We start from the raw sequence: 14,607 nt of genomic DNA, 5'->3' as shown, positions 1-14,607 counted from the left end.
GACTTCGACCTGTCCGACGTGATGTTCGTCGCGACCTCGAACTCGATGAACATTCCGCCGGCGCTGCTCGACCGCATGGAAGTGATCCGCCTGTCGGGTTACACCGAGGACGAGAAGACCAGCATCGCCATGAAGTACCTGCTGCCCAAGCAGCTCAAGAACAATGGCGTGAAGGACGAAGAGCTCGAGATCACCGAGCCCGCCGTGCGCGACATGGTGCGCTACTACACGCGGGAAGCCGGCGTGCGCTCGCTCGAGCGCGAGCTGTCCAAGATCTGCCGCAAGGTGGTCAAGGGCCTGCAGCTCAAGAAGCTCGAGCCCAAGGTCATCGTCACCGCCGACAACCTGCCGGACTTTTTGGGCGTGCGCAAGTACACCTATGGCCGCGCCGAGGCGCAGAACCAGGTGGGCCAGGTGGTCGGCCTGGCCTGGACCGAGGTGGGCGGCGATCTGCTCACCATCGAAGCCGCCGCCATGCCCGGCAAGGGCGTGATCACGCGCACCGGCTCGCTGGGCGACGTGATGAAGGAATCGGTCGAGGCCGCGCGCACCGTGGTGCGCAGCCGCTCGCGCATCCTGGGCATCAAGGACGAGGCCTTCGAGAAGCGCGATATCCACATCCACGTGCCCGACGGCGCCACGCCCAAGGACGGCCCGAGCGCGGGCGCGGCCATGACCACGGCCTTCGTCTCCGCGCTCACGGGCATCCCGGTGCGCTCCGACGTGGCCATGACCGGAGAGATCACGCTGCGCGGCGAAGTTACCGCCATCGGTGGCCTCAAGGAAAAGCTGCTGGCGGCCCTGCGCGGCGGCATCAAGACCGTGCTGATTCCCGAGGAGAACGTGAAGGACCTGGCCGAGATTCCGGACAACGTGAAGAGTGGCCTGGAGATCGTGCCCGTGCGCTGGATCGACAAGGTGCTGGAAGTGGCCCTGGCCAGCCGGCCCGTGCCGCTGACGGACGAAGAGGTGGCCGCATCGGTGGCGCCGGCCCCTGAGAAGGCGGGTGCTCCGGCGGCCGACGGCCTCAAGCACTGACGGGACAGGGAAAGAAAGAAGTCGGTGGAATGAAGGAATCGCAAATTTTTCAGGGATTTTCCAGAGACCCCCAAAAAGTGCGCTACAATTCATTCCATCGCAGCACACAACGTACTAAACGATGTACAATGTAAGGCTTCGGTAAATGCGGGAATAGCTCAGTTGGTAGAGCGCAACCTTGCCAAGGTTGAGGTCGAGAGTTCGAGACTCTTTTCCCGCTCCATACATCGCAGGCTGCACGCACATGGTGTGCAGCAGGCAAACAAAAAGGATCCTTCGGGATCCTTTTTTGTTTTACGGACCTGGCTGAGCTTGTCTGCTTTCTGCGTTTGTTAAGCCTGCAGGCAGGTTCGCCAACGGCCTGTTCGCGCCAAATGCGCAATGCCCCTCAATTGGGGTCAACAGATGCGGATCCCTTGGTGGCAGATGCTCAAGGGCCACCCCACGTGCAGCGAGCGAAACCGTGGATGGCGGTAATGCGTGCCCGGCGCGGATAGGTCCCTGCCGCAGAGCTGTCGCCGACCAGCACCGAGAAGTCCGACAGCTGTGCCGTGGCCTGGGCCTGCCAGCAATCGGCGCCAGCCAGCGTGCGCGGTGGGACCACGTTGATGGCAGGCTGCGCCGAGTCCAGCTTGATGCGCCGGAAGTTGGCCCGAAAGAAGGGACCGGTGCCTTTGAAGGCCTCCATCCCAGGCCTGAACTCCAGTTCCCCGCCGTCGTTGGGCTCAAACCTCAGGGTGCCAGTCGCCAGGAGTTGCCCTGAGATTTCCACGGACCCGTAGAGGCTGGCATGGTCCAGGGAGACCCCCTTGGGCAGTCGTTCCGCCACGGGGCAATTGGCGGTGGCCGCATCACCCAGGGTGGCGATGAGGGTGTTGCCGCGCACCGACGTGACTGCGAAGCCTGAGGGCATCCGGGCCGTCAGCCGGGCGGGCTTGATGGAGCAATGCTCACTGCCCTGCTCGCAGATGAGGCGCAGGCAGTCCTGTGCGGCGGCGGGTTGCGGCGATGCTGCCCAGAAGAGCGGCAGAAACAGGGCGCCGCGCAGGACCATGGTGCGGCGCCTTGGCGCGTGGGGGCTTGCGGGCATGGTGGGAGCCTTTGAAACCGCTGATCGGGCAGGCCGCTGGCGCATTTCTATTTGAAGGTGCTGCTCAGGATCACCCACTCGATGCCGTCGCCATCGCCGCCCACGTCCTCGCGCGTGGCGATGTTGATGCCCAGCTCGGGGCAGTCCTGGCCATCGCCCAGCCATTGGGTGTCGCGCAGTTGCAGCTTGGCCGCCTTGAAGCGTTTCTTCACGTCGGCGAAGGTGGTGCCGCCGTGCAGCGGTGCACCCTGGTAGGCCAGCATGCCGCCCAGGAACTCGATGTCCTGCACCTTGTCGCCGGCGTCGTAGCGCACGCGGATGAAGCTGGACTTGTCGGCGCTCTGGAAGTCGTCCTCGTCCTGGTAGCGGTCGGGCTTGGGCGGCACGAAGCCGGCGGCGGCCATGGCCGCACGCAAGGCCGCACGCGGCTGGCCGAAATCGATCTTCAGGGCGCCGCAGGAGATGCCTTGGCGGGGCAGGAGTTGCCAGGTGGAAGGGGTCATGTGCTTGCTGCAGGGAACGGCCGGGCCGGCGGCGGTAGTGCGGGTGGTGCCCTGTGCCTGAACCCCCGTGCTGCACAGCAGCAGGGCGAAGCAGCACAGCAGTGGAGCGCAGGAACGGGATGGAAGGAGCACGCGGGCCTCTGGATCGGCAGTGGATTTGGGGCTCCAAGCATAGCGGCCTTGTGTGATCACAGGGCACGGTGAAAGGGCTTTGCGTCAACCCGCGTGGCTGGCAAAGCGCACGATGCGCCGCTGGCCCGGTTCTGCTTGCCGCACGGTGATGCTGAAGAGGCAGGGGCTGCCCTGGAATTCCACGGTGACCTGGGGCTCGTCCACCTCGCGCCCGGCGAGCCAGCGCCGCAGGCGGTTGCCATGGGACTGGAAGGGCAGGGTGTAGCCCACCTGTGCGGGCGGGCACAGCTGGTGGGCCGCATGGGCCTGGAACTGCTCCAGCGTGGTGCCGGTGGCCGCGTTGCGTGCCGTGCGCGCATGGGCGGCGGCAAAGCGGCCTTGCTCCACGTCGCGCACGAAGGCATGGGCTTCGGCGATGGCGCCTGACGGTGTGTGCGGCTGGTGCGCCAGCCACCAGAGCCAACCCGCCCGGGTGGGCGCGGCCAAGGCCAGCACTGCCATGGCGCGAAGGCGTTGCCGGGTCAGGACACCCACCAGTCCGCCACCAGAAAGGGCCGTGGCTGCCCCGGCACGGACACCATGATGTGCCCGCGCCCGCAGGTGGGACCGCAGCGCGTGCCCAGGTAGCGGATGGAGACGGCGGCCACCGCCTCCTTGGCTGCGCCGGGCGCCAGCACCGTGGCCTGCCCGCGCTCCAGGTGGGCCAGCAGCACCGACTGGTCTTCCCCGTCCAGCGCCTGCGTGACCTGCATGCAGCCATGGGTGTCCCGGGCGGTGCCTGCGGCCTCCAGCAGGGCGGCGGCGCGGCGCCCTTCGATCAGTGCCATGCGCTCGGCCTCGGTCTTCCACTGCGTGGGCTTGGCCGCGGCCTGGCGCGCCAGGGCATCGCGGTCCAGCAGCACGGTGACGCCGTTCAACTGCACCGACAGGCAGGACGCCGGTGCCCGTGGGCGCTGGGCCACGCTGCGGGCCTCGTCCACCTCGGTGCCGGCCGGTGGGCGTTCGGGTGGCGTGCTTGCGCCATGGGCCGTCATGCAGGCACCCAGGCCGATGGCCAGCACCAGGGGCGCAAGCAAGCGCCAGGTGCCGGGGCGCGTGGGGTGACAGGTCTGCTGGGTGGCGGATGCATGGCGCATGGCGATGGTGGGTGGTGAGGCTGGGGGAGGGCAGGGTCATTCTAGGGGCCTGCAGATTCGCCGATGGCTGCATAGAATCGCTGCGATGCACGACAAGGACCGCCTGCTGCGCACGTTTTTGCTGGTGGCCCAGGGCGGCTCGCTGCAGAAGGCTGCAGACAAGCTCGGCCTCACCCAGCCGGCGGTGAGCAAGCAGATCAGCGCGCTCGAATCCTTTCTCGAATGCGCCCTGTTCACGCGCCACGGGCGCGGCATGGCGCTCACGCCGCCGGGCCAGCGCCTGGCGCAAAGCGTGGCCGAGCAGTTCGCGCTGCTCGATGCGGCGCTGGACACGGCACGCTCTGCCGCCGACGCGGTGCGCTATGTGCGGATCGCCAGCGTCAACACCCTGGCAGCCTACCTGCTGCCGCCCGTGGTCGCGGCGCTGCGTCAGGCCCATCCGGGCCTGGTCGTGCGGCTGGACACGGCCAGCTCTCCCGATGTGGTGGACCAGGTGGTGCGCGGCCAGGCGGACCTGGGCATGGTGTACGACCTGGCGGTGAACACCGATGCGGTGCAGGTGCAGCGCCTGTACCACGAGGAGATGTGTGCCTATGGCCTGTTGCCGCAGGGGGCGCCGGCCGTGCCGCTGACGGTGGCGGAGCTGGCACGGCGCCCGCTGATCGTGCCGCCCCGGCCCTATGCGCTGCGGCGCGTGATCGACCGCGAGCTGCCCGGACCGCTGGCCATCGCCGCCGAATGCAGTTCGGTCAGCGCCTCGCTGGACCTGGCGGCGGCCGGCGTGGGCCTGGTCATCCTGCCCAGCGCGCTGCCCGAGCTGGCCGTGGCCCCGCGCGGCCTGGCCCGGTTTGCCATTGCCGATGCCGATCTGGGCCGGCAGGTGGTGGTGATCCACCGCGCCGGCCCCAGGCCGCCGCAGGCGCTGGCGGCGGCCCTGCAGGCCATCGTTCAGTTGGCGGCGCGTGCCGCCTGGCGTGCCCAGTAGTCGAAGGTGCCGTTGACGATGGCGCTCTGGAGCAGGAAGTCGTGCGCCTCCTGCGCGGCCGCGGGCTCCACGGGTTGCAGCGGGCCGATGGCCAGGGCATCCAGGCACATGCGGGCATTGCGCTCGGCAAACACGTTGAGGTAGACGGCCTCCTGCAGCGTGGCCCCGGTGCAGACGATGCCGTGGTTGACCAGCAGGGCCGAGCGCCGGCCCGCCAGCGCGCCCGAGATCAGCGTACCCTCGTCGTCGCCCGTGGGCACGCCCGGCCAGTGCGCCAGGTAGCCGCAGTCCTCGTGGAACACGGCAGCGTCCATGTGCGCCACGGGCATGGGGATGCCCAGCATCGACAGGGCCGACAGGGCTGGCGGGTGCGTGTGCACGATGGCGCGCACGCCGGGGTGGTGGCGGTAGATCCAGCTGTGGAAGCGCACGCCAGGGTTGGCCTTGCCGCGGCCCTCCAGGGTGGCCAGGTGCTCGTCGATGAGCAGGGTGGAGGATTCGCCTGCCTCTTCCAGCCCGGTGCCCAGGGCCAGGGTGAACATGCGCGACGAATCGCCATCGCGCACGGTCACCTGGCCGGCCAGGCCGCAGGCGTGGCCCTGGTGGGCCAGGATGTGGCAGGCGTCCACGAAGGTGTTGCGCGGGTGGGCATCGCGCATGCCGCTGCCCGCAACGGGATCCAGGTGCAGGGTTTTTTCTTGCATGGCTCAGTTCTCCAGCGTGATGCCGCGCTCCTTGATGAGGGCGCGGTTGGACTGCAGCTCCGTGCGCATCAGTGCGCTGAAGTCCGCTGGGGTGGTGGCAAAGGGGGAAAAGCCCAGGGCCTGCATGCGTGCGGCGAACTCGGTGCTGGTGACGACGGATTCCAGCGCGCTGGCCAGGCGCGCTGCGGCATCGGCCGGCATGGCGGCCGGGGCCACCACGCCCACCCAGGGGGCGAATTCGAAGCCCTTGAGTCCGGACTCGTGGAAGGTGGGTACGTCCGGCATCAGCGGGCTGCGCTCCAGCATGGCCATGGCAATCGCCTTCACCTTGCCGGTCTTCTGGTACTGGCTGGCCAGGTTGGTGTCGATGAAGGTCAGGTCCACATGGCCGGCCACCACATCGGCCAGCGCTGGCGCGCCGCCGCGGTAGGGGATGTGCGTGACGAACACGCCCGAGCGTGCCTTGAAGGTCTCGAAGGCCAGGTGCGGCGGGCTGCCCACACCGGCCGAGCCATAGGTCAGCTTGGCCGGGTGGGCCTTGGCGTAGGCGATCAGGTCGGCCGGCCGTGCTGCGGCCGCGATGCCGGGCTGGGCCACCATCACCAGCGGGATCTTGGCCACTGTGCCGATGTAGCGGAAGTCCTTGGCCACGTCATAGGACACTTTGGGCTGCAGCACCGGGTTCACGGCCAGAGCGCCGACGTCGAGCAGGCCGATGCTGTAGCCGTCCGGCGCGGCGCGGGCAATGGTCTCGGCCGCCAGCATGCCGCCCGCGCCAGGCCGGTTGTCCACCACCACCGGCTGGCCCAGGCGGGTGGCCAGCCGCTCTGCCGCCAGGCGTGCAATGGTGTCCACCGCGCCGCCTGGGGCCTGGCCGATGACGATGCGCACGGGGCGGCTGGGGTAGCGGTCTGCGGCGGTGGGCGCTGGCTGCGCGAAAGCGGGCAGGGCGGTGCCCATCAGGCTGGCCAGCACCAGCGCGGCAAGGGGGCGGAAGCGGGATTTCATCGGTGTACCTCGGGTGGGGAGTGGGGCCGCCGAAGCGGTCCATGCAGTCTAGGTACGGCCTTTGGATCGAGGCAGGGGCACGGGGGCAACTCCGCCATGACGGGGAGTTATGGCCCGCGCCGGTCAGCGCCTGGTGCGGCTGCGGTAGGTGGTGGGTGTGGTGCCGAATGCCTTGCGAAAGGCCGTGCCCATGTGCGACTGGCTGGCGTAGCGCGCGGCTGCCGCCACATCGGCCAGCGTGCCCTGTGGCGCCGCATCCAGCAGGTGGCGGGCGCGCTGCAGCCGGCGCTCGTTGACGTAGGCGTGGGGCGTCATGCCGGTGAGCTGCTTGAAGTGGCGCAGAAAGGCCAGCGGCGTGAGCTGCAGCCAGCCGCCCATGGCGGCGAGCGAGAGGTCTTCGTCGGGGTGGCCGATCTCGTCGTCGATGCGTTCGAGCACGCGGGCGTACAGTGGCCGCAGCTCGGCCAGGGCGCAGGGCATGGCGGGGGCCGATTGCACGGTGTCGAGTCCGGCCAGCAGGCTCTGCACCAGGGGCTCCAGCGCTGCGGGCGGTGCCTGGCGCACCAGCAGGCCGCGCAGGGCCAGGGCCTGGCGCAGCAGGGCGGGTGGGGCGGTGCGCTGCGGGCGCGTGGGTGCCCTGTCCATGCCATCGGCAGGGGCCGCCTCCCAGCGGATCACGAGGTACTCGCCGCCTGTGGCCGACTCCGAGAACACGTCCAGTCCTGGCGGGGTGTACGACAGGGTGCCCATCCAGGTGTCGAAGTCCGTGCGCCGGTCCGTGCCGATGGCGTGCACGCCTCTTTGCCGCTCCAGCGCCATGCCCAGCGAGGCATGGTGCGGGTTGTCGCGGGCACTGTAGGGCGCACGCGCGAGCAGTTCCACGGTGAGGCTGGGGGCACCGGCCTGTGCGGCTGAAATTCCGTGATAGACGATGGAGTGCACGCTGCGGATCATGGCACTTTTGCGAAGGAGAGTGTCGTGAAGACCATTGGCCTGATCGGTGGCATGAGCTGGGAGTCCACCACCGAGTACTACCGCCTCATGAACCAGGAGGTGCGCAACCGCCTGGGCCCGCTGCGCTCGGCGCAACTGCTCATCCACAGCGTGGATTTCGGGCCCATCGCCCAGGCCCAGCACGAAGGCCGCTGGGATGACGCGGGCGAGTCGCTGGCCGAGAGCGCGCGCCGCCTGCACGCCGCCGGGGCCGACGCCATCGTGCTGTGCACCAACACCATGCACAAGCTGGCCGGCACCATTGCCGCGGCCACGCCGCTGCCTTTTCTGCACATTGCCGCGCCCGTGGGCGAGGCTGCACGCGCGCGCGGCCTGCGCAAACTGGGCTTGCTGGCCACGGCCTTCACCATGGAGCAGGCGTTCCTCAAGGACACGCTGGTGCAGGACTACGGCCTCACGGTTGCCACGCCCGACGCGCCCACGCGTGCCGAAGTGCACCGCGTCATCTACGAGGAGCTGTGCCAAGGCATCGTGCGCGAGAGCTCGCGCGCCTTCTACCTGAAGGCCATCGCCGCTCTGCAAGCCCAGGGTTGCGAGGCCATCGTGCTGGGCTGCACCGAGATATCGCTCCTGGTGCAGCAGGCCCATAGCCACCTGCCGCTGCTGGATACCACGGCCCTGCATGCCAAGGCGGCGGTCGACTTTGCGCTGGCGTGAAGGCCGCTGGCAAACCTGTTTGCAAATTCGGTTAGAATCTGAGGCTCACGGCGCGATAGCAAAGCGGTTATGCCCCGGATTGCAAATCCGGTTAGACCAGTTCGACTCTGGTTCGCGCCTCCAGATTTCTCTTGCCAGTATTGAAAGCCTGCTATTGAACCGATAGCAGGCTTTTTTGCTTTCGGTGCCTGGACAGGGAGCTCCGCCCGGACGGCAGTAGACTTTTGCCAAACCACTCCGGAGTGACTGTGGAACGCTATGTCGCTTTTCTGCGGGGCGTCAGCCCCATGAACTGCAAGATGCCGGAACTCAAGCGCTGTTTCGAGGCTGCCGGCTTTTGCGATGTGAAGACGCTTCTGTCCAGCGGCAACGTGGCGTTTTCGGCCAAACCCGAGATCGTTCCCGTCCTGGAGAGTGCTGCAGAAGCGGCCATGGAGGAACACCTGGGAAGGGTTTTCCAAACCATCGTCCGACCGTCTTCCTTCCTTCAGCGGCTTGTCGAGCGGAAGCCGTTCGCGGATTTCAAGTTTCCCGCCAACGCGAAGCCCGTCATCACCTTTCTTCGAAGGCCCCATGAAGGCGAGGTAGTGCTGCCCCTGGAGCAGGCGCAAGCCTCCATCTTCAAGCTGGAGCGCACGGAAGTGTTTTCAGCCTATGTGCCGGACGAGAAGGGCGTTGCGCTCGGGGCCCTGCTGGAGAAAAAATTCGGCAAGGCCATCACGACGAGAACGCTGGAAACCGTTCGAAAGTGCGCGGCCTCTTCTTCGCGTGATTTCAGGACGGTGTCAGGCGACCTGCCCCGGCCTGCACGGGCGACTTGCGCCGATCCGATCCGGCTGCAGGCTCCAGCGTGGTGGGGTACTGGTGCAGGGGCCCCACGGGAGTCGGTTCCGTAGTAGCATGCAAGTGCCGCAGCACCAGCGGCTTCCTCCCTCGTGCGCACCACGAGTTCAAGCCCGCCTCCATACGGGCTTTTTTCCGCGTGCTGCACGCATGCCGGGCAGCGAGTCTCGCACTTGGAGCAAAATTTTTGCGTCACAGTTTGCAAGCCCCAAAAATGGCGCTATAATTTGAGTCTTGTTGATGCAGACTGACGGTAACGGCGGTAGCGCAGCAAAATGCGGGAATAGCTCAGTTGGTAGAGCGCAACCTTGCCAAGGTTGAGGTCGAGAGTTCGAGACTCTTTTCCCGCTCCAGTATTCAAAAGGGAAGCTTCGGCGTCCCTTTTTCGTTTACGCTGAACGCAGGCCACGCCACGGGCATGGGCCTGCATGTCAGCGGCGCCCCGATGGTGAAATTGGTAGACACTGCGGACTTAAAATCCGCCGCATTCCTGAAAAGGGGCGTGCCGGTTCGACCCCGGCTCGGGGCACCAGCTAACGATCTTCAGCTATCAATTGAATAGCTGACGTTTCGCAAACCTGGAAACATTCCCCAGTTCATTTTCTCCCTGTCTTTGGGCGTTGTGCGGGTGGGTGATGGCGGTGCGCCAGGGCCTGCCTTGCGAAACAGATGCTGAGAACTCAGTGGCTCTCGGTGGGCGCAGACGCTGGCAACCAGATGCTGGCGACCAGGCCAGGGCCTGGATGTACCGGGTCCAGGACGAGCCGCCCGCCCATCAGTTGCGCATAGCGCGCCACGATGGACAGGCCCAGCCCGGCGCCCTGGCCCAGGTACACGCCTGCCTCGCCTTGCGCCCAGCGCTGCCGCAGGCGCGCCGCCAGTGCGCCATCCACCCCGGGGCCGTTGTCGGCCACGCTCAGCACGGCGTGCTCGCCACGCACCTGCAGCGCGACGGTGATGCGCGGCGGGTGGCCGCGCCCGTAGCGCAGTGCGTTGTCCAGCAGGTTGTTCAAGATGCCTTCGAGGAGTGCGGCGTTGCCGCGCACCTCCACGGTGTGCTCCAGGCCTTCGGCCCCCAGGTCCAAGCCCATGGCGTCTGCGCGCGGCAAAAAGCGCAGCAGCACGTCGCGCACCAGGGTGTTGAGCGGCATGGTCTGCAGGGCCAGTGCAGTGCCGCCTTCGGCCGCGCGGGCCAGTGCGAGCAACTGGTCCACCGTGCGGCTGGCGCGCTGCTCGGCCGCGGTGATGCCTTCGAGTTCGCTGCGCCAGACGGCGGGGTCGTCCTGCGCCAGCGCATGGGCGGCCTGCGCGCGGATGCCGGCCAGGGGCGTGCGCAGCTCGTACGCCACATTGCCTGCGAACTCGCGCTGGGCATGCAGGCTGTGCTGCACCCGCGCCAGCAGGCCATCCAGGGCCAGGCCCAGGCGTTGCACATCGCTGCTTCCGGCCTGTTGTGCCAGTGACGGTGGCAAGGGGCCCAGGTCGGCAGGGTCGCGCCGGTCCACAGCATCCTGCAGGGCGGTCAGGGGCCTGAGGTCGCGCTCGATGCCGCGCAGCAGCCACGAGCCCAGCACCACCAGCAGCCACGGCTGGGCCAGGCCGGAATACACCAGCAGCCTGCGCAGCAGGTGCGTGCGCTCGGCCGTGGTCTGCGCCATGACCACGGTGAAGGGCGGCGTTCCTGCCGTCCGCAGGCTCACACGGCGCAGTTCGAGTCCATCGCGTGCGAGCTGCGAGAACGCATGCGTGCTGCCGGGGGCCACCGTGCCCGCCGCCAGGTCGTGGTCGCCGGCGATGAAGCGGCCGTCGGGCCCGTACACCGCAAACCACACGGTCTCGCTCTGGTCGAAGCGCAGCAGGTCCACCTCGCGCGGCATGAGGTCCAGGCGCGGGGTTGCGGCGCCCTGGCCGCTGCGGTCCTGCAGGCATCGCCATCATCCTCGCCAGCCTGTGCGGCTTCGCGGCCCTGTCGCACTTCGTGAACATGATCGCGGGCATCGTCTTCCTGGTGTTCTGCGCGGGCTTTGCCGGCACCTCGTACTCGGTGGTGCGCAACCTCAAGATCGCCGCGGTGCTGCTGTGCGTCGCGTTCATGTTCCAGAAGCTGCTGGGCGTCAGCCTGCCGCTGTACTGAACGAGGCCACACACCATGGACGTTCTCCACAACCTCGCGTTCGGCTTCAGCAACGCACTGACCTTGCAGAACCTGATGTTCTGCGCCCTGGGCTGCACGGTGGGCACCCTGGTGGGCCTGCTGCCGGGCCTGGGCCCGCTGGCCACCATCAGCCTGCTGCTGCCGCTGACCTATTCCATCGACACCACCGGTGCATTGATCATGCTGGCCGGCATCTACTACAGGGCGCAGTACGGCGACAGCGTGAGCGCCATCACCATGAAGATCCCGCATGCCAGTTCCATCGTGGCGTGTATCGACGGCTACCAGATGACCTTGAAGGGAAAGACGGGCCTGGCCCTGTTCACTGCGGGGGTCTCCAGCTTCATCGGCGGCACGGTGGCCATCGTGGTGCTGGCCTTCCTCGCGCCCAGCCTGGGCGAGGTGGCCTTCCTGTTCGGCCCCGCGGACTACTGCGCGCTGATGCTGGTCGGCTTCGTGTGCGTGAGCTTCGTCACCACTGGCAGCCTGCTCAACGGCTTGGCCATGTGCATGGTGGGGGTGCTGCTGGGCTCAGTGGGTACCGACGTCAACAGCGGCCTGGCGCGCTTCACCTTCGACATGCCGTTTCTGGCCGATGGCGTGGGCATCGTGAGCATTGCACTGGGCTGCTTCGGCATTGCCGAGATCGCCAAGAACCTCGACTCGCGCGAAGAGCGCTCGCCCTTCAATGGCAAGATCAAGCTCATCCCCACCTGGCCCGAGTTCAAGCGCATCATCCCCAGCGCCCTGCGCGGCAGCGTGGTCGGCTCGGTGCTGGGCATCCTGCCCGGCGGCGGCCCGGTGATCGCCCAGTTCGCGGCCTATGCCCTGGACAAGAAGGTCAGCAAGTACAAGCACCAGATCGGCAGCGGCTGCATCGAAGGCGTGGCCGGCCAAGCCGCCGCGCGCACCAGCTTCATCCCGCTGATGAGCATCGGCATCCCCGAAAACGCCGTCATGGCGCTGATGATGGCGGCCTTCATCATCAAGGGCATCCAGCCCGGCCCCAACATGATCGCCGGCCACCCCGAACTCTTCTGGGGCCTGGTGGCCAACATGTGGATCGGCAACTGCTTCCTGCTGGTCCTGAACGTGCCGCTGGTGCGCTACTGGCTGTCGGTGTTCAAGATCCCGTACAACGTGCTCTTCCCGGCCATCCTGTTCTTCTGCTGCATCGGCACCTACAGCATCAACAACAACCTGGACGACGTGTTCATCACCTGTGCCTTCGGCGCCCTGGGCTACCTGTTCATGCGGCTGGATATGGACCCCTCGCCGCTGATGCTGGGCTTCATCCTGGGCCCCATGCTGGAGGAGAACTTCCGCCGCTCCATGCTGCTGTCGCGCGGCAGTTTCGAGGTGTTCGTGAACCGCCCCATCAGCGGCACGCTGCTCGGCCTGATCGCCGTGTTCATCCTGTGGCAGACGGTGGCCTTCTTCCGGCAGCGCGGCAGTGGTGCCAAGGTTCTGCAGGCAGAGCCAGCGGCGACCTAGCTTAAAGCTGCGACTGTTGAGTCCAGCGCTGGCTTTTTCGGGTCTTGTGGATGAGGGCGTTCGGTAGCTTCGTATTCAGTTTTCTCATGCGGAATCGCATTCAAACGGAAAACCAGGCGGGAGCTGCAGAAATTGCCCTGGCACGGCAACGCGACCCAGGCATGACTGGCGTTTGAAGGCAATTCCGTATCAGTGGCGAGAAACCGCTGTTTCCAGCAATTCCATCGCATGGTGCACTGCGCCCATCCGCTTGCCTTGCGCGTGGGCTGCTTGCACGATGTCCCCCATGGCGTTGGATGCGTGCGTGGCCGATGCCTGAATGACGTCCATGATGCTGCCCGTGGCCTGCACGTGGGCGTCGCCATCGCGCACCCGCTGGGTCGATGCCGCAATCAAGGTTTTGATCTCCTGGGCCGCGCCAGCGCTTCTCTGGGCCAGGCTTCGGACCTCGTTGGCCACCACGGCGAAGCCTCTGCCCTGGTCGCCGGCACGAGCGGCTTCCACGGCCGCGTTGAGTGCCAGCAGATTGGTCTGGAATGCGATGCCGTCGATCAAGCCGACGATCTCTGCAATGCGCTGCGAGTCGCTGCGTATGGCACCCATGGTTTCCACTGCATCGGCGGTGGCGCTGGTGCCAGCGTGGGCCACCTTCAGCATTTTCTGGGTTTGCTGGTGCGCTTCGTTGGCTTTGCTTGCGCTTTCGGACACCAGTGCATTGAGCTGTTCGAACGCGATCTGCAAGGTGTGGGTGGCTTCGAAGCGCGCCGTGATGTCGGTCGCGTACTTGACGACCTTGAACGGCCGCCCCGTGCCATCCATGACCGGGTTGTAGCTCGCTTCGATCCATACCGATTGCCCGTTCTTGCCCACCCGCTGGAATTGACCGGAATGGACATTGCCAGAACCAAGGCGGTGCCAGAAGGCCTGGTAGTCAGACGTATTGCGCTGTTCGGGTGGTACGAACATGCGATGGTGCCGCCCCACGATCTCGCGCTCGTCCCGATACCCCATGGCGTCGAGAAAGTTGCGGTTGGCTCGCATGATGGTGCCGTCCAGTCCGAACTCGATGACGGCCTGCGCACGGTTGATTGCCATCAACTGGCTTTGTGCTTCAGCATCTGCCAGAGCCTGTGCGGTGATGTCCATCGCGTACTTCACGACCTTGACGACCGTACCGTCCTCGCGTACGACGGGGCTGTAGTTGGCCTGCAGCCAAATGTCGCGGCCATCGCCACGCAGGCGCCTGCAGCGGCCGATGAAAGCCTCGCCCCGCTTGAGCTTCTTCCAGAACTCCGAATACTCTGCGGATTGCGCTTCCTGGGGATCCACAAAAATCCGGTGGGGCTGGCCGGCAATGTCTTTCAATGCGTAGCCCATCGCATCCAGGAAATTGTCGTTCGCAGTCAGGATCACGCCTTCGGGAGTGAATTCGATGACTGCCTGATTCCCATACAAGGCGCGGAGCTGGCGGCGCATCATGCGGCTGCCAAAGACGGTTCGCAAGAACCCTGAGGGAATGGACTTTCTCATGGAAACACCTGGTTGCAATTCTGGAGGTCGTAGGGTATTGGCGCAGGCGTATTGCCGTTGTAGTCCATTGCGCCGTCTGGCTGCACGCCTATGTCTGTCGTCGCGCTTTTTTGGCGGGCACAAAGCGCTGCTGCGCTCACCGGCCCAGGGGCCTGCAAGCCCTGACACCGTCAGGTGCGTTTGATCGGATGGGCATGCCCTGTCGATGGTGCACAGCTTGCGCCGCATGGCCGGTGCGCCGGGCTCTGCACAATGGCTTCTGCGCGACGCCATCCAAATGGCCTTGGCGCCATGAGAAAATAGCGCTATCGTGGGGCT

14 protein-coding genes, 4 tRNA genes and 1 pseudogene are annotated in these 14,607 nt (G+C 66.5%); 10 read left to right on the top strand and 9 right to left on the bottom strand.

Annotated features, from left to right (window positions below):
- A partial coding sequence (locus ACK59X_RS16835) for a S16 family serine protease (protein WP_409958982.1) occupies window positions 1–1,038 on the top strand: 1,038 nt, incomplete at its 5' end.
- A 147-nt stretch (window positions 1,039–1,185) separates the two neighbouring features.
- Window positions 1,186–1,261: transfer RNA gene (locus tag ACK59X_RS16830), tRNA-Gly, on the top strand.
- 207 nt (window positions 1,262–1,468) lie between these two features.
- Here the strand turns inward: ACK59X_RS16830 and ACK59X_RS16825 are convergent.
- The 4 genes from ACK59X_RS16825 to ACK59X_RS16810 all read right to left on the bottom strand — a co-directional run bounded on the left by ACK59X_RS16825 (window position 1,469) and on the right by ACK59X_RS16810 (window position 3,899).
- Window positions 1,469–2,092 carry a hypothetical protein gene (locus tag ACK59X_RS16825; protein WP_409958980.1) on the bottom strand — a complete coding sequence of 208 codons (624 nt, stop codon included), beginning with the start codon at window positions 2,090–2,092 and terminating at the stop codon, window positions 1,469–1,471.
- A gap of 83 nt (window positions 2,093–2,175) precedes the next feature.
- On the bottom strand, window positions 2,176–2,631 hold the full coding sequence (locus tag ACK59X_RS16820; protein ID WP_409958978.1) for a hypothetical protein: 456 nt from the start codon (window positions 2,629–2,631) through the stop codon (window positions 2,176–2,178).
- 216 nt (window positions 2,632–2,847) lie between these two features.
- Entirely contained in the window at window positions 2,848–3,264 is a 417-nt protein-coding gene (locus ACK59X_RS16815) for a hypothetical protein (RefSeq protein WP_409958976.1), read from the bottom strand.
- A gap of 20 nt (window positions 3,265–3,284) precedes the next feature.
- Window positions 3,285–3,899 (bottom strand): hypothetical protein, encoded by a 615-nt coding sequence (locus ACK59X_RS16810; protein WP_409958974.1) that lies wholly within the window; start codon window positions 3,897–3,899, stop codon window positions 3,285–3,287.
- 85 nt (window positions 3,900–3,984) lie between these two features.
- Here ACK59X_RS16810 and ACK59X_RS16805 point away from each other — a divergent pair, with 85 nt between their 5' ends.
- The gene (locus tag ACK59X_RS16805) at window positions 3,985–4,884 is read left to right on the top strand and encodes a LysR family transcriptional regulator (protein ID WP_409958972.1); all 900 of its coding nucleotides are present in this window, start codon (window positions 3,985–3,987) and stop codon (window positions 4,882–4,884) included.
- On the opposite strand, the gene ACK59X_RS16800 is transcribed toward ACK59X_RS16805, so the two are convergent.
- From ACK59X_RS16800 to ACK59X_RS16790, 3 genes are all read right to left on the bottom strand, one after another.
- Complete coding sequence (locus tag ACK59X_RS16800) at window positions 4,848–5,588, bottom strand: aldolase (RefSeq protein ID WP_409958970.1); 741 nt, start codon at window positions 5,586–5,588, stop codon at window positions 4,848–4,850. The two genes, ACK59X_RS16805 and ACK59X_RS16800, sit on opposite strands and share 37 nt — an antisense overlap.
- Before the next feature lie 3 nt (window positions 5,589–5,591).
- Window positions 5,592–6,596 carry a Bug family tripartite tricarboxylate transporter substrate binding protein gene (locus tag ACK59X_RS16795; protein ID WP_409958968.1) on the bottom strand — a complete coding sequence of 335 codons (1,005 nt, stop codon included), beginning with the start codon at window positions 6,594–6,596 and terminating at the stop codon, window positions 5,592–5,594.
- Window positions 6,597–6,719: 123 nt separating this feature from the next.
- Window positions 6,720–7,550, bottom strand: coding sequence for a helix-turn-helix domain-containing protein (locus tag ACK59X_RS16790; RefSeq protein WP_409958966.1), 831 nt, complete (start codon window positions 7,548–7,550; stop codon window positions 6,720–6,722).
- Between the two features lie 24 nt (window positions 7,551–7,574).
- On the opposite strand from ACK59X_RS16790, the gene ACK59X_RS16785 reads away from it, so the two are divergent.
- From ACK59X_RS16785 to ACK59X_RS16765, 5 genes are all read left to right on the top strand, one after another.
- The gene (locus ACK59X_RS16785) at window positions 7,575–8,267 is read left to right on the top strand and encodes an aspartate/glutamate racemase family protein (RefSeq protein WP_409958964.1); all 693 of its coding nucleotides are present in this window, start codon (window positions 7,575–7,577) and stop codon (window positions 8,265–8,267) included.
- 49 nt (window positions 8,268–8,316) lie between these two features.
- Window positions 8,317–8,390 (top strand) — tRNA-Cys (locus tag ACK59X_RS16780).
- A gap of 125 nt (window positions 8,391–8,515) precedes the next feature.
- Complete coding sequence (locus tag ACK59X_RS16775; protein ID WP_409958963.1) at window positions 8,516–9,163, top strand: DUF1697 domain-containing protein; 648 nt, start codon at window positions 8,516–8,518, stop codon at window positions 9,161–9,163.
- A gap of 224 nt (window positions 9,164–9,387) precedes the next feature.
- Window positions 9,388–9,463, top strand: a tRNA-Gly gene (locus ACK59X_RS16770).
- An 86-nt stretch (window positions 9,464–9,549) separates the two neighbouring features.
- Window positions 9,550–9,642 (top strand) — tRNA-Leu (locus tag ACK59X_RS16765).
- Between the two features lie 148 nt (window positions 9,643–9,790).
- Here the strand turns inward: ACK59X_RS16765 and ACK59X_RS16760 are convergent.
- On the bottom strand, window positions 9,791–10,987 hold the full coding sequence (locus tag ACK59X_RS16760; protein ID WP_409958961.1) for a sensor histidine kinase: 1,197 nt from the start codon (window positions 10,985–10,987) through the stop codon (window positions 9,791–9,793).
- A 50-nt stretch (window positions 10,988–11,037) separates the two neighbouring features.
- Here ACK59X_RS16760 and ACK59X_RS16755 point away from each other — a divergent pair.
- Together ACK59X_RS16755 and ACK59X_RS16750 are read left to right on the top strand one after the other, a co-directional pair.
- Window positions 11,038–11,244, top strand: a pseudogene (locus tag ACK59X_RS16755) (tripartite tricarboxylate transporter TctB family protein); the annotation flags it as partial.
- 15 nt (window positions 11,245–11,259) lie between these two features.
- Window positions 11,260–12,759 (top strand): tripartite tricarboxylate transporter permease, encoded by a 1,500-nt coding sequence (locus ACK59X_RS16750; RefSeq protein ID WP_409958959.1) that lies wholly within the window; start codon window positions 11,260–11,262, stop codon window positions 12,757–12,759.
- Between the two features lie 189 nt (window positions 12,760–12,948).
- Here the strand turns inward: ACK59X_RS16750 and ACK59X_RS16745 are convergent, their stop codons facing one another.
- Entirely contained in the window at window positions 12,949–14,289 is a 1,341-nt protein-coding gene (locus ACK59X_RS16745) for a methyl-accepting chemotaxis protein (protein ID WP_409958957.1), read from the bottom strand.
- Between the last annotated feature and the right edge of the window lie 318 nt (window positions 14,290–14,607).

Source organism: Acidovorax sp. (genome assembly GCF_046339755.1).
Taxonomy (GTDB): Bacteria; Pseudomonadota; Gammaproteobacteria; order Burkholderiales; family Burkholderiaceae_C; genus Acidovorax.
The sequence above is the reverse complement of the archived record's forward strand: the minus strand, read 5'-3'. Positions and strand labels throughout refer to the sequence as shown.

What these genes read in the sequence shown, in the direction of transcription:
- ACK59X_RS16820 (WP_409958978.1), bottom strand. Translation starts at nt 2,631, where the DNA reads ATGACCCCTTCCACCTGGCAACTCCTGCCCCGCCAAGGCATCTCCTGC.
- ACK59X_RS16795 (WP_409958968.1), bottom strand. Translation starts at nt 6,596, where the DNA reads ATGAAATCCCGCTTCCGCCCCCTTGCCGCGCTGGTGCTGGCCAGCCTG.
- ACK59X_RS16800 (WP_409958970.1), bottom strand. Translation starts at nt 5,588, where the DNA reads ATGCAAGAAAAAACCCTGCACCTGGATCCCGTTGCGGGCAGCGGCATG.
- ACK59X_RS16760 (WP_409958961.1), bottom strand. Translation starts at nt 10,987, where the DNA reads ATGCCGCGCGAGGTGGACCTGCTGCGCTTCGACCAGAGCGAGACCGTG.
- ACK59X_RS16750 (WP_409958959.1), top strand. Translation starts at nt 11,260, where the DNA reads ATGGACGTTCTCCACAACCTCGCGTTCGGCTTCAGCAACGCACTGACC.
- ACK59X_RS16745 (WP_409958957.1), bottom strand. Translation starts at nt 14,289, where the DNA reads ATGAGAAAGTCCATTCCCTCAGGGTTCTTGCGAACCGTCTTTGGCAGC.
- ACK59X_RS16810 (WP_409958974.1), bottom strand. Translation starts at nt 3,899, where the DNA reads ATGCGCCATGCATCCGCCACCCAGCAGACCTGTCACCCCACGCGCCCC.
- ACK59X_RS16815 (WP_409958976.1), bottom strand. Translation starts at nt 3,264, where the DNA reads ATGGCAGTGCTGGCCTTGGCCGCGCCCACCCGGGCGGGTTGGCTCTGG.
- ACK59X_RS16790 (WP_409958966.1), bottom strand. Translation starts at nt 7,550, where the DNA reads ATGATCCGCAGCGTGCACTCCATCGTCTATCACGGAATTTCAGCCGCA.
- ACK59X_RS16805 (WP_409958972.1), top strand. Translation starts at nt 3,985, where the DNA reads ATGCACGACAAGGACCGCCTGCTGCGCACGTTTTTGCTGGTGGCCCAG.
- ACK59X_RS16825 (WP_409958980.1), bottom strand. Translation starts at nt 2,092, where the DNA reads ATGGTCCTGCGCGGCGCCCTGTTTCTGCCGCTCTTCTGGGCAGCATCG.